Genomic DNA, 11,825 nt, shown 5'->3' with positions numbered 1-11,825 from the left:
CCCATGCAATCCGGTATCCTGCAACTCCGGTATCCCGCAAACCCGACGTCTTGAACGAGGACTCTGACATGAGCGGACAGGCTGTCGATCCGCACGCGGTGCCCGAGCGCTGGCCCACCGAGATCCGGCTTTCGGGCGACAAGCGTAGTCTCAACGTCGCCTTCGAGGATGGCGGGCGCTTCGCCCTGCCGGCGGAGTACCTGCGGGTGTCGAGCCCCTCGGCCGAGGTGCAGGGGCATTCGCCGTCCGAGCGCAAGGTCGTGGGCGGCAAGCGCGACGTGGCGATCCTCAAGGTCGAGCCGATCGGCAACTACGCGGTCAAGCTGACCTTCGACGACATGCACGATACCGGCCTGTTCGGCTGGACCTATCTCTACGACCTCGGGCGGGAGTACCGGAACCGCTGGGCGACCTACCTGTCCGAGCTGGAGGAGAGGGGCCTGAGCCGCGACCCGATGCGCCGAGCCGCGAAGCCCGCCGCCACCCCGAGCGAGGGCGGTGGAAGCTGCGGCAGCGGTTGCGGCTGCCACTGACCGGATCGCCCGCCCGCCGAAAGTCCGCCGTATGACGCCCTCCAACCAACCGGCCACCAGCCGTCGCGTCCTCGCGCTCGCGCTGCCGATGACCCTCGCCAACGTCACGACGCCGCTGCTCGGCTTCGTCGGCGCCGCCGTGATCGGCCGGCTGGGGGATGCGGCCCTCCTCGGGGCCATGGCGCTCGGCGCGGTGATCTTCGACGCGATCTTCTGGTCGTTCGGGTCGCTGCGCATGGCCACCGCCGGGCTCACCGCGCAGGCGGTGGGCGCGCGGGATGCGGCGGAAGTCGACCGGACGCTCGCCCGCGCCCTCGCGGCGGCCGTCGTCGTCGGGCTGGTGATCGTGCTGCTGCAGGGGCCGATCGGCCGCGCCGCCTTCAGCCTGAGCGGAGCGAGCCCCGCCGTGATCGCGGCGCTGGCAGCTTATTTTCACATCCGCATCTTCGCCGCGCCCTTCACCCTGGCGAACTACGCCATCCTCGGCTCGGTGCTGGGCCGAGGGCGGACCGATCTCGGGCTGATCCTGCAGGTCGCCATCAACCTCACCAACATCGTCTTGACCCTGGTCTTCGTCCTCGGGGCGGACATGAGCGTCGCGGGCGCAGGGCTCGCTACCCTGATCGCCGAGGCGGTCGGCGCGGGGCTGGGCCTCGTCCTGCTCGCGCGCCTCGGGTCCCGGCCCTTCGCGGTGCCGTTCCGGGTGGTGCGCGATCCGCTGGCACTCGCGCGGATGCTCAGCGTGAATGCCGACGTCATGATCCGGACCCTGCTGCTGGTGGGCTGCATCACCCTGTTCTCGGCGCTCGGCGCGCGCTCCGGCGACGTGGTGCTCGCGGCCAATGCCGTCCTGTGGAATCTCTTTATGATCGGCGGCTTCTTCCTCGACGGCTTCGCCACCGCCGCCGAAACCCTGTGCGGGCAGGCGGTGGGCGCCCGGAACGAGGCGGGCTTCCGGCGTGCCGCGCGCCTCAGCCTGCTCTGGTGCCTGGCCTTCGGGGGCGCCATCGCGGGCGGCTTCCTCATCGTCGGGCACGCTTTCATCGACGCCGTCACCACCAGCCCCGAGGTGCGGGCCATGGCGCGGCTCTATCTCCTGCCGGCGGCCCTGGCCCCGCTGATGGCGGCTTTGCCCTTCGCCTTCGACGGGATCTATATCGGCGCCACCTGGACGCGGGCGATGCGCAACCTGATGATCGCCGCGAGCGCGCTCTACGGAGCGGCCCTGCTCGCCGTTCACGAACTCGGCCTCGGCAATGGCGGCCTCTGGCTCTCGTTCCTGATCCTGCTGGCGGGACGCGGGCTCAGTCAGGCACTGGCTTATCCCGGCCTGACGCGACGGACCTTCGGGTCTGCCCGCTCGATCGCCCCTGCTGAGGCGTCCGGCGCCACGGCCACCTGATGCGAACTTGCCGATCCGGGATCGACGCCCCTGCGGCGGCCGGCGTGACTGTCCACGGGCAAGCAGGCGTGCTGGAAATCGATCCGAATATTATTTTTCCACAGTAACGTTATAGTTTGGAATGGTTCCGATCTAGAAACGTGACGAAAAAGCCTCTTTGCTTGTCTTGGCGGGTGGTCTACGCGCTAGCCACGATGCGCAAGATTCTCTCCTCCCTCGCCCTCGCCACCCTACTCGCCGGCAGCGCCCTCTCCGGCGTCGCGCAGGCGAAGGAGACGCCGATCGGTCCGCCGACGATCCAGGGCGGGCTGGAGATCGCCGCCGTCTACCTGCAGCCGATCGAGATGGACCCGCCGGACATGATGCGCGCCGCCGCGCAGTCCGACATCCACTTGGAGGCCGATATCCGGGCCACCAAGGAGAATCGCAACGGCTTCGCCGAAGGCGACTGGGTGCCGGCCCTGTCGGTCAGCTTCGAGATCACCAAGCTGGAGGGCGAGGCCGCCACCGGACCGAAGGTCTCCGGCGGGCTGATGCCGATGGTGGCCAATGACGGGCCGCATTACGGGGACAACGTCAAGCTGTCGGGTCCCGGGCGCTACCGCCTGAAACTTACGGTCGCGCCCCCCGGCGCCCACGGGCATTTCGGCCGCCACGTCGACAAGGAGACCGGCGTCGCCGAATGGTTCAAGCCCTTCGACGTGATCCAGGACTTCACCTTCGCGGGCATCGGCAAGAAGGGGGCCTACTGAGCCCATGGCCAGCGCTCGCCTCTACCTGTCCGCCGCGGCCCTCGCGGCCGGCCTCGTCGCGATCGGGGCGCCTGCCCGCGCCCAGGACTTGCCGGTGATCAAGGTCGAGATGAAGGACGGGACCATCACCCCGAACGTCATCGAAGTCCCGGCCAACACCCGCTTCAAGCTCGAGATCACCAATACGGGCACGAGTCCGGTGGAGTTCGAGAGCGTGGAGCTGAAGCGCGAGAAGGCCCTGGCGGCCGGCGCGACCTCGTCCATCGTGTTCCGCACGGTCGACCCCGGCACCTACGACGTGTTCGACGACTTCCACCCGAATTCCAAGGCCACCCTGGTCGCGAAGTAGAGATCTGGCGAAGCAGCACCCCATGGCGGTCTCGACCTCCATCATACCGCGCGACGGCCGCGATCCTGGTCGGGATGATTCCGGGCGGGATGCCTGGATCGACGCGAAGCTCGCCGATTTCGGGCAATGGCTCCAGCGCCATGGCGGCACCATCCGCACCATCCAGTGGGGCGTGGTGGCCGTCTACCTCGTGCTGGTCGCGGTGCCGGCCTTCCTGCCCCTGCCCGGGCGCAGCGCGCACCTGTGGAACGATCTGACCGTCTTCGCCCAATTCGCCTTCTGGGGCATCTGGTGGCCCTTCGTGCTGGTCAGCATGGTGGTGGTCGGCCGGGCCTGGTGCGGCGTGCTCTGTCCCGAAGGGGCGCTCACCGAATTCGCCAGCCGCTGGAGCCTCGGCCGGGCCGTGCCGCGCTGGATCACCTGGGGCGGCTGGCCCTTCGTGGCCTTCGCCGGCACCACGGTCTACGGCCAGATGGTCAGCGTGTACGGCTATCCCAAGCCGGTGCTCGCGGTGCTCGGCGGCTCCACCGTGGCGGCGATCGTCGTCGGGCTGCTCTACGGCCGCAACAAGCGGGTCTGGTGCCGCTATCTCTGCCCCGTCAACGGGGTCTTCGCGGTGCTGGCCAAGCTCGCCCCGGTGAGCTTCCAGGTCGATCACGCCGCCTGGGCGACCTCGCCGAAGCCGAAAGGCGAAACCTTCAACTGCGCGCCGCTGGTTCCGGTCAAGACCATGAACGGCGCCGGGGCCTGCCACATGTGCGGGCGCTGCTCGGGCTATCGCGGCGCCGTGCGCCTCGCCCGGCGCTCCCCCACCCACGAGATCGTGCATGTGGCCGGCGCGGAGCCGAGCCTCGACCAGACAGTGCTCATCCTGTTCGGCATGATGGGCCTGGCGGTGGGCGCCTTCCAATGGTCGTCGAGCCCGTGGTTCATCGACGTCAAGCAGGTGCTGGCGACCTGGCTGATCGAGCGCGGCGTCACCTGGCCCCTCGAGACCACGCTGCCCTGGTTCATCCTGACCAATTACCCCGAGCACAACGACGTGCTCAGCGTCCTCGATGGCGGCCTCCTGCTCGCCTACATCGCCGCCACCGCGATCGTGCTCGGCCTCTCGCTCTCCGCGCTGGTGGGGGCCGCCACCCTGGCGCTCGGCGCCTGTTCGAAGGACCGCTTCCATCACCTCACCCAGACGCTGATCCCCGTGGCGGGTTGCGGCGTCTTCCTCGGCCTGTCGGCGCTCACCGTCACGTTCCTGCGCGGCGACGGCATCCACATCCCATACGTTCCCGAGACCCGCGCCGCGCTCCTCCTCGGCACCAGCCTGTGGAGCGTCTGGCTCGCCTGGTCGGTGGCGGGACTCTACGCGCGGGGCTGGCGCCGGGCCGGCGCGACCCTCGGCATCGCCGCCGCCTGTGCCCTCTCGGTCTTCGGCTGGGCGCTGCTGTTCTGGATCTGGTAGGGCGGCCGGCCCTACGAACCGAGAAAGGATTCTCCGCATGATCGGAGCCTTCGTCATCGCCTTTCGCGAGGTCATCGAGGCGGGCCTGATCGTCGGCATCGTGCTCGCGGCCACGCGGGGCATCGCCGGGCGCGGCCGCTGGATCGCCCTCGGCATCGTCGGGGGTCTGGCCGGCGCGGCCCTGGTCGCACTGTTCGCCGAGGCGATCTCCGACGCCTTCGAAGGCGCGGGCCAGGAAATCCTCAACGCCGCCGTGCTCATCGTCGCGGTGCTGATGCTGATCTGGCACAACACCTGGATGGCCAAGCACGGCCGCGAGATGGCGGGCGAACTGCGCGCGGCGGGCGAGGCGGTGCGCACCGGCCGGAGCACCGCTGCCGGGCTCGCCCTCGTGGTCGGTGCGGCGATCCTGCGCGAGGGCGCCGAGCTCGTGCTGTTCCTCTATGGTCTCGTGGCCTCGGGCACCTCCGGGCCGGACATCCAGTTCGGGGCGCTCGCCGGTGTCGCGGTCGGCGCGGCGATGTCCTCGGTGAGCTATTTCGGCCTCGCGGCGATCCCGACCCGTTACGTCTTCTCGGTGACCAGCGCGCTCATCATCCTGCTCGCCGCCGGGCTGGCCGCGCAGGCCGCGCAGTTCCTCACCAATGCGGGCCTGATCACCGTCCTCGACCGGCCCCTCTGGAACACCTCCGCGATCCTGCGCGAGGACAGCCTCGTCGGGCGCGTGCTCCACGCGCTCGTCGGCTACACGGACCGCCCGAGCGCCCTGCAGGTGCTCGTCTATCTCGCCACCATCCTGGTCATGGTCGGGCTGATGCAATGGTCGTCGGCGGGCAAGAGCCGGCGGCTGCGCACGGCCTGAGGGCGCCATGCACGTGACCCACGCCGCCGACGCCCCCGCAGGCCCGACCATCGACTTCGATGCCTTCCTGGCGGTGGATATCCGCGTCGGCACCATCGTTTCGGCCGAGCCGTTCCCGCAGGCGCGCAAGCCTGCTCTGAAGCTCGTCATCGATTTCGGGCCGGTGATCGGTACGAAGCGCTCCAGCGCGCAGATCACCGAGCATTACCGGGCCGAGAACCTGCCCGGCCGGCAGGTCGCCGCCGTGGTGAACTTTCCGCCCCGCCAGATCGGCAAGTTCCTGTCCGAGGTCCTCACCCTGGGCTTCGCCGACGCGGCCGGTGCGGTGGTGCTGTTCCGGCCCGACCAGCCGGTGCCGGACGGCAGCCGCCTGTTCTGAGGCCGGCTTGCCGACGGCGCGGTTCTTTGCGATGGCAGGATCCATGTCCGACCTCGACAGCGACGAATCCGGCGACGACGCCTCCGGCTTGGCCTGGGACGGGGATTTCGCGAGCCAGCTGATCGGCGCGACGCTCCTCGTCGGCGTCACCTATCTCGAACACGACGGCACGCTCGTCCGGCGCGAGCAGGTCTTCGGTCGCGTCACGGCGGTGGACCGGGAGGCGGGGATCACGCTCCAGCGCGGCGAGTCCGGGGAGCCGTTCGTGGTGCCGCCGATCCTGGAGGCGATCGAACCCGCGTCCCCCGGCAGCTATCAGGTCTCCGAGGGGGACCCGGTCGTCACGGATCCGGATTATACGGTGATCTTCAGCGTGACGGCGCCGCTGCGGCACTGATCGGACCGCGTGTCCGGCGTCAGCGGCGGATCGGGGCGTCCCCGATCCAGGTCCCCAGACGATCCGCGATCGCCGCACCGTCGCCGGACAGGAGCACCATCTTCCGGCGCCCGGTCCCCCCAGATACGATCCGAATCTCCGAGCGACGGAGGCCGAGGTTGTCGGCCAGATAGGCGACCAGCGCCGCGTTGGCGGCTCCCTCCACCGGCGGAGCGGCGACCCGAACCTGCAGGGCGACCCGGCCCTCCGCATCTGCCACCAAGCCGTCGAGCCCGTTCCGGTTCGCCCGAGGCGTGAGCCGCAGGGCCAGCCGCACGCCCTCGGGAACGATCTGATAGGGCAGGGACCTCACGCTTCGATCCCGGTGGACCGTATCCCGCATTCGTCCGCCCAACGGCTCGGCCTGTGAGCCCCGGTATCGAAGGTGCGTGGCTCCGGCATGGATGCTCCTTGGGTCTTCGTGCCGTCGGCCCTGCGTGCGGCGCAACAGATTTGCTGGAATGCCACAGCATTCCGAGTGGATCGGGGTGCCTCGATCGCGGCGTTGCACTAAGCTTCAGGGCACAACACGGGAATTCGCGATGTCCGACCTCCGCCTGCGCCGCAGCGTGCTCTATATGCCCGGTTCCAACCAGAGAGCCCTCGACAAGGCGAAGACGCTGTCCGCCGATTCGCTGATCCTCGACCTTGAGGATGCTGTGGCGCCCGACGCCAAGGAGGTCGCGCGCGAGCAGGTCTGCGCCGCCGTGAAGGGCGGCGGCTACGGTGAGCGCGAGATCATCATCCGCGTCAATGCCCCCCAGACCCCCTGGGGCGAGGCCGACCTGAAGGCTGCCATCGAGGCGCGACCCGACGCGATCCTGATGCCGAAGGTATCCTCGCCGGCCGTGCTGGAAAGCATCGCCAACCACCTCGAAGCCCTCGACGCTCACGAGAGCATCGCGGTGTGGGCGATGATCGAGACGCCGGCGGCGATCCTCAACATCCAGGAGATCGCCAAGGCCCGGCGCGACCGGCGCACCCGCCTGACCTGCTTCGTGCTCGGCACCAACGATCTGGCCAAGGACACCTGGGCGCAGCTCGTCCCCGGCCGGGTGCCGATGCTGCCCTGGATGATGTTCACGCTCGCCGCCGCCCGCGCCGAGGGGCTGACCATCCTCGACGGCGTCTGGAACGACATCGCCGACGTGGACGGGTGCCGGGCCGAGTGCCAGCAGGCCCGCGACCTCGGCTTCGATGGCAAGACCCTGATCCACCCCAATCAGTTGGAGCCCGCCAACACCTGCTTCGCGCCCTCCGACGAGGAGGTCCGCCGCGCCCGCCTCGTCATCGAGGCCTTCGACCAGCCGGAGAACGCCAAGCGCGGCGCGATCAAGATCGAGGGTCGCATGTACGAGCGCCAGCACATCAGCATGGCGCGTCGGGCCGTCAACTGGCGCGAGGCGATCGCCTCGAAGGGCTACTAGCACCGCGTCCGGTGCCGGGTGCGGAACACCGCCCGGCGCCGTTGCTTGTCCCGGCAGAAGCCCGGCGCCGACGCGCGCCCGCCCCCTCCAGGACACAGCCGACCGCATGAGCCCGATCCTCGAGCCCTTCACCCTGGGCGATCTCACGCTGAAGAACCGCGTCGTGATGGCGCCGCTTACCCGCAGCCGCTCCTCGACCGAGGGCGTGCCGCCGGACTTCGCGGTGGATTACTATGCCCAGCGCGCCAATGCCGGCCTCATCATCAGCGAGGCCACCAACATCTCGCCCCAGGCCGTGGGCTATGCCTACACGCCGGGTATCTGGAGCGAGGCGCAGGTCGAGGCGTGGAAACCCGTCACCGCCGCGGTCCACGCCAATGACGGCCTGATCTTCCTGCAACTCTGGCACACGGGCCGGATCTCGCATCCCGACGTGCAGCCGGACGGGCAGCTGCCGGTGGCGCCCTCCGCGCTCAAGCCCGAGGGCACGGCCTTCACCGAATCCGGCATGCAGCCGCACGTGACGCCGCGCGCCCTGGAGACCGACGAGATCCCCCGCATCGTCGAGGATTATCGGCGCGCCGCCGAGAACGCCAAGCGCGCCGGCTTCGACGGCGTCGAGATCCACTCGGCGAACAATTACCTGCTCGAGCAGTTCGTGCGCGATTCCACCAACCAGCGCACCGATCAGTACGGCGGCTCCATCGAGAACCGCCTGCGCTTCCCGCTCGCCGTGGTGAAGGCGGTGACCGAGGTCTGGGGCGGCGGTCACCGCGTCGGCATCCGGTTGTCGCCGGCCACCACCGAGCCCGGCAAGACGCCCCTCGACAGCGACCCGAAGGCCACCTTCGGCGCCTACGTGGAGGCCCTGAACGCCTTCGGCCTGCTCTACGTCCACACGATCGAGGGTGTGACCCAGCAGACCCGCGACGTACCGGACTCGGTCGATTTCGGAAAGATCCGGGAGCGCTTTGCGGGCGCCTATATCGGCAACAACCAGTACACCCTGGAGCTGGCCGAGAAGGACCTCGCGGCAGGGCGCGCCGACCTGTTCAGCTTCGGCCGGCCCTACATCGCCAACCCCGACCTGGTGCAACGCCTGGAGACCGGGGCGCCCCTGGCCGAGGCCCCGAAGCCATACTGGTACGGTGGCGGCTCCAACGGCTACTCGGACTGGCCGGGCATGAACGGGCCGGTGGCGATCAAGCGCTGAGGTGACAGGCAGCCCGCGCACCGCGGAGGTTCACGTAGGGCGCTTGCCCCGCCCCCTTGCGGGGAGGGGCAAGGGATGGGGGTGTCGGCACCCGAGCAGGGTCGACGGCCCTCGCGCCCGCACCCCCACCTCCAACTCCTCCCTGCTAGGGGGAGGAGAGCCGGGTTGCGATCGAACCCGATCACCCGTGCAGGTGGGCCATCATCGCATCCCCGGCCGCGCTGACGGCGTAGCGGGTGCGCTGCGTGCGGGCGTTCCGCTCCGTCAGGGCAAGCAGTCCGGCATCGCTCGCGAGCGTCTCGACCGCCCGCAGCACCAGCGCATGCTCGATCCCGAACACCCGGGCGAAGCTGCGGCTGTCGGTGGCCAGCCCGAGGTGCAGGGCGGCCAGGATGCCCGCCTCCAGGGTCGAGAGGCCCGGCTGGAGGGCCGCCACCGAGTCGGTGACCGCGAGGAACGTCTCGGCGTCTACTGGTGGTTCGCTCACGCGGCGAGCGGTGCGCGCAGGGACACCAGCACCGATTTGGAGGTCGGTGTGTCGCTGCCCTCGCCGAAGGTCGAGAGCGGCACCAGCACGTTGAGTTCGGGATAGTACCCGGCCAGCGACCCGCGCGGCATGTCGAAGGGCACGAGGCGGAAATCCTCGGCCACGCGGGTGACGCCGTCCGCGTGGATGCCGACGATGTCGACCCGGTCGCCGGTCCGCGCGCGGATTTCGGCGAGATCGTCCGGATGGGCGAAAACGACGCGGCGCTCGCCGTAGACGCCGCGGTAGCGGTCGTCGAGGCCGTAGATCGTGGTGTTGTACTGGTCGTGGCTGCGGAAGGTCTGGAGCACGAAGGTGTCCGCCCCGCGCTTCGCCTGCTGGTGCTCCGTCGCCTCCGGGAGCGGGCCGGCGGAGAAGTTGGCCCGGCCGGTCGGGGTCTCGAAGTTGCGCTCGGCGGCGAGGTTGCGCAGCATGAAGCCGCGCGGGCGCCGGACGCGCAGGTTGTAGCCGGTGAAGCCCGGGATGGTGCGTTCGACGAGGTCGCGGATGCGGTCGTAATCGTCGGCGAGCGCTGCCCAGTCGACCCGCTCGGAGCCGACGGTGGCCGCCGCCATTCCGGCGATGATGCCGATCTCGGAGCGCAGCTCGGATGAGGCCGGCTTGTTGATGCCGCCCGAGCCGTGGACCATGCTCATGGAATCTTCGACCGTGACGATCTGGGTCTTGCCCTTCGAATTCCGGTCGATCTCCGTGCGGCCGAGGCAGGGCAGCAGATAGGCGACCCGGCCGGGCACGAGATGCGAGTGATTGAGCTTCGTCGCGATGTGGACGGTCAACGCGCAGGAGGCCAGGGCCTTGGCCACCAAGGTGGTGTCCGGGGTGGCACGGGCGAAGTTGCCGCCAAGACCGATGAACGCCTTCGACGAGCCGTCGAGCATGGCGCCGATCGCGCCGAGCACGTTGTGGCCGTGCCTGCGCGGCGCAGCGAAGCCGAATTCACGCTCCAGGGCGTCGAGGAGCGCGGCCGGCGGCTTCTCGTTGATGCCCACCGTGCGGTCGCCCTGCACGTTGGAATGGCCGCGTACGGGGCAGAGGCCGGTGCCCGGGCGGCCGACATGGCCACGCAGGAGCATCACGTTGGCGAGTTCGCGCACGGTCGCCACCGAGTGCCGGTGCTGGGTCACGCCCATGGCCCAGGTGCAGATCACCTTATCGGCGGCGAGATAGACCTCGGCGGCGACCGTGATGTCGTCGCGGGTCAGGCCGGACTGGTCCTCGATCGCCTCCCAGGTCGTCGCGTCCACGGCGGCGCGGTAGGCCTCATGATCGGCGGTGTGGTTGCGCAGGAAGGCGCGGTCGAGCAGCGACGGCTTGCCCGCCGCGAGGGCGGCGTCGTCGGCCGCGAACACCGCCTTGGCGATGCCCCGGAAGGCCGCCATGTCGCCGCCGAGGCGCGGCTGGTAGTAGTGGCTCGCCACGGGGGCGCTGGACCCGCGCAGCATCTCGACGGTGTTCTGCGGGTCGGCGAAGCGCTCGAGCCCGCGCTCGCGCACGGGGTTGAACACCACGACCTTGGCCCCCCGCTGGGCGGCGCGGCGCAGGTCGCCGAGCATGCGGGGATGATTGGTGCCGGGGTTCTGCCCCACCACGAAGATCGCATCCGCCTTCTCGAAATCCTCCAGCAGCACGGTGCCCTTGCCAACGCCGATGGCCGCCTGAAGGGCGATGCCGCTGGCCTCGTGGCACATGTTGGAGCAATCGGGGAAGTTGTTGGTGCCGTAGTGACGGGCGAAGAGCTGGTAGAGGTAGGCCGCCTCGTTGGAGGCGCGGCCGGAGGTGTAGAACTCGGCCTGATCCGGCGAGCCGAGGCCGCGCAGGGTGGCGCCGATCTCCGCGAAGGCGGCGTCCCAGGTGGTGGCGACGTAGCGGTCGCTGGCGGAGTCATAACGCATCGGGTGCGTCAGGCGGCCCTCGCCCTCCAGGGCGTAGTCGGTCCAGCCACGCAACTCGGTGACGGTGTGCTTGGCGAAGAATTTTGGGGGCGTCCGCTTGTCGGTGGCTTCCCAGGAGACCGCCTTCACGCCGTTCTCGCAGAATTCGAAGGAGGAACCGTGCTCCGGATCCCCCCAGGCGCAGCCCGGACAATCGAAGCCGTCGGGCTGGTTGGCCTTCAGCATGGCGCGCGCGCCCGAGAGCGGCGCACGGCTCCCCAGGAGATGCTTGCCGCAGCTTTTCAGCGCGCCCCAGCCGCCGGCGGCGGACGAACGCTTCGGGGTCGCGACCGGATGATCCATAGAGGGTCCTGGCAGAGGCATGGATGAGGATGAGGCTGGGGAGCTTGCCTCGATATCGCAGTGCGCCGGGGCGCGCTCAATCTCGCGAAAACGCAGACCAGTCATGCGCTTAAGCGTGCCATGCGTCCCGCGCGGGGCGAGACCTGCGCGGGTTGAAACGGTTCCAATGCGGAGCGTGTGTTCGGCTATGCACCATATGTCCGAAACCACTGCCCCGATCGGGGCCGAGCCG

At 69.6% G+C, this 11,825-nt stretch carries 13 protein-coding genes; 10 read left to right on the top strand and 3 right to left on the bottom strand.

The features are described from left to right. The first annotated feature begins 98 nt into the window (after window positions 1–98). From OF380_RS03345 to OF380_RS03310, 8 genes are all read left to right on the top strand, one after another. Entirely contained in the window at window positions 99–533 is a 435-nt protein-coding gene (locus tag OF380_RS03345; protein WP_318784662.1) for a DUF971 domain-containing protein, read from the top strand. 31 nt (window positions 534–564) lie between these two features. Further along, window positions 565–1,935, top strand: a complete 1,371-nt coding sequence (locus tag OF380_RS03340) for an MATE family efflux transporter (protein ID WP_264049373.1) — start codon at window positions 565–567, stop codon at window positions 1,933–1,935. Between the two features lie 194 nt (window positions 1,936–2,129). Continuing rightward, entirely contained in the window at window positions 2,130–2,687 is a 558-nt protein-coding gene (locus tag OF380_RS03335) for an iron transporter (protein ID WP_264049372.1), read from the top strand. Window positions 2,688–2,691: 4 nt separating this feature from the next. Next, window positions 2,692–3,036 (top strand): cupredoxin domain-containing protein, encoded by a 345-nt coding sequence (locus OF380_RS03330; RefSeq protein WP_264049371.1) that lies wholly within the window; start codon window positions 2,692–2,694, stop codon window positions 3,034–3,036. Window positions 3,037–3,058: 22 nt separating this feature from the next. Beyond that, on the top strand, window positions 3,059–4,495 hold the full coding sequence (locus OF380_RS03325) for a 4Fe-4S binding protein (RefSeq protein ID WP_264049369.1): 1,437 nt from the start codon (window positions 3,059–3,061) through the stop codon (window positions 4,493–4,495). A gap of 37 nt (window positions 4,496–4,532) precedes the next feature. Then, the gene (locus tag OF380_RS03320) at window positions 4,533–5,357 is read left to right on the top strand and encodes an FTR1 family iron permease (RefSeq protein WP_264049368.1); all 825 of its coding nucleotides are present in this window, start codon (window positions 4,533–4,535) and stop codon (window positions 5,355–5,357) included. A gap of 7 nt (window positions 5,358–5,364) precedes the next feature. After that, window positions 5,365–5,736 (top strand): tRNA-binding protein, encoded by a 372-nt coding sequence (locus tag OF380_RS03315; RefSeq protein ID WP_264049367.1) that lies wholly within the window; start codon window positions 5,365–5,367, stop codon window positions 5,734–5,736. A 43-nt stretch (window positions 5,737–5,779) separates the two neighbouring features. Beyond that, window positions 5,780–6,133: a hypothetical protein gene (locus OF380_RS03310; RefSeq protein WP_264049366.1), complete on the top strand. Its 354-nt coding sequence runs from the start codon at window positions 5,780–5,782 to the stop codon at window positions 6,131–6,133. 19 nt (window positions 6,134–6,152) lie between these two features. Here the strand turns inward: OF380_RS03310 and OF380_RS03305 are convergent, their stop codons facing one another. After that, complete coding sequence (locus OF380_RS03305) at window positions 6,153–6,485, bottom strand: DUF167 domain-containing protein (protein WP_264049365.1); 333 nt, start codon at window positions 6,483–6,485, stop codon at window positions 6,153–6,155. A 229-nt stretch (window positions 6,486–6,714) separates the two neighbouring features. On the opposite strand from OF380_RS03305, the gene OF380_RS03300 reads away from it, so the two are divergent. Both OF380_RS03300 and OF380_RS03295 read left to right on the top strand, forming a co-directional pair. Then, window positions 6,715–7,599 (top strand): HpcH/HpaI aldolase/citrate lyase family protein, encoded by an 885-nt coding sequence (locus OF380_RS03300; protein WP_264049363.1) that lies wholly within the window; start codon window positions 6,715–6,717, stop codon window positions 7,597–7,599. A 106-nt stretch (window positions 7,600–7,705) separates the two neighbouring features. Beyond that, a complete protein-coding gene (locus tag OF380_RS03295; RefSeq protein ID WP_264049362.1) occupies window positions 7,706–8,812 on the top strand; it encodes an alkene reductase in 1,107 nt (368 codons plus the stop codon). 181 nt (window positions 8,813–8,993) lie between these two features. On the opposite strand, the gene OF380_RS03290 is transcribed toward OF380_RS03295, so the two are convergent. Together OF380_RS03290 and OF380_RS03285 are read right to left on the bottom strand one after the other, a co-directional pair. After that, on the bottom strand, window positions 8,994–9,299 hold the full coding sequence (locus tag OF380_RS03290; protein ID WP_264049361.1) for a Rha family transcriptional regulator: 306 nt from the start codon (window positions 9,297–9,299) through the stop codon (window positions 8,994–8,996). After that, window positions 9,296–11,593, bottom strand: a complete 2,298-nt coding sequence (locus tag OF380_RS03285) for an FdhF/YdeP family oxidoreductase (RefSeq protein ID WP_264049360.1) — start codon at window positions 11,591–11,593, stop codon at window positions 9,296–9,298. Before OF380_RS03285 ends, OF380_RS03290 begins: the two co-directional genes overlap by 4 nt. Between the last annotated feature and the right edge of the window lie 232 nt (window positions 11,594–11,825).

This window comes from Methylobacterium sp. FF17 (assembly GCF_025813715.1).
Lineage (GTDB): Bacteria > Pseudomonadota > Alphaproteobacteria > Rhizobiales > Beijerinckiaceae > Methylobacterium > Methylobacterium flocculans.
The sequence above is the reverse complement of the archived record's forward strand: the minus strand, read 5'-3'. Positions and strand labels throughout refer to the sequence as shown.

What these genes read in the sequence shown, in the direction of transcription:
- OF380_RS03320 (WP_264049368.1), top strand. Translation starts at nt 4,533, where the DNA reads ATGATCGGAGCCTTCGTCATCGCCTTTCGCGAGGTCATCGAGGCGGGC.
- OF380_RS03310 (WP_264049366.1), top strand. Translation starts at nt 5,780, where the DNA reads ATGTCCGACCTCGACAGCGACGAATCCGGCGACGACGCCTCCGGCTTG.
- OF380_RS03300 (WP_264049363.1), top strand. Translation starts at nt 6,715, where the DNA reads ATGTCCGACCTCCGCCTGCGCCGCAGCGTGCTCTATATGCCCGGTTCC.
- OF380_RS03330 (WP_264049371.1), top strand. Translation starts at nt 2,692, where the DNA reads ATGGCCAGCGCTCGCCTCTACCTGTCCGCCGCGGCCCTCGCGGCCGGC.
- OF380_RS03315 (WP_264049367.1), top strand. Translation starts at nt 5,365, where the DNA reads ATGCACGTGACCCACGCCGCCGACGCCCCCGCAGGCCCGACCATCGAC.
- OF380_RS03340 (WP_264049373.1), top strand. Translation starts at nt 565, where the DNA reads ATGACGCCCTCCAACCAACCGGCCACCAGCCGTCGCGTCCTCGCGCTC.
- OF380_RS03325 (WP_264049369.1), top strand. Translation starts at nt 3,059, where the DNA reads ATGGCGGTCTCGACCTCCATCATACCGCGCGACGGCCGCGATCCTGGT.
- OF380_RS03285 (WP_264049360.1), bottom strand. Translation starts at nt 11,593, where the DNA reads ATGGATCATCCGGTCGCGACCCCGAAGCGTTCGTCCGCCGCCGGCGGC.
- OF380_RS03295 (WP_264049362.1), top strand. Translation starts at nt 7,706, where the DNA reads ATGAGCCCGATCCTCGAGCCCTTCACCCTGGGCGATCTCACGCTGAAG.
- OF380_RS03335 (WP_264049372.1), top strand. Translation starts at nt 2,130, where the DNA reads ATGCGCAAGATTCTCTCCTCCCTCGCCCTCGCCACCCTACTCGCCGGC.